The sequence below is a fragment of the Vibrio sp. T20 genome (assembly GCF_007858795.1).
Taxonomy (GTDB): domain Bacteria; phylum Pseudomonadota; class Gammaproteobacteria; order Enterobacterales; family Vibrionaceae; genus Vibrio; species Vibrio satsumensis.
On record NZ_VFEB01000064.1, the window covers coordinates 1 to 324 of the forward strand.

Sequence of the window (324 nt, forward strand, 5' to 3'; positions counted from 1 at the left end):
CTAGCCATAAACGACAAAGTTTCATTGGCCGTAATACTAGTCGTATCTACAACAACTGACGCAGTTCCGTTATTTTGGATGTTTACTGCAGAACCTTGAGTTTGAGTTAATGTCGCCGCTTCGCTTGTTGCAATCACAACTTTGTCGCCAGCATTCACTACGTTGTCACTCTTCACTAGCTCATAGATATCGCCTTTCAATGGTTCAACACCACCGTCGCCACCTTCAATCAATGTTAGCTGACCTGAAGCACGGCCATCCTTTGAGTTAAAGAAGTTGCCTCTAGGATCCTTTCGGAAGTACATATAATGCCGCCTTTCATCC

Annotated in this window: 1 pseudogene; it reads right to left on the reverse strand. The window is 44.4% G+C overall.

The window, feature by feature from the left end:
- A pseudogene (locus FTW16_RS05530) lies at positions 1-324 on the reverse strand (chitin-binding protein); the annotation flags it as partial.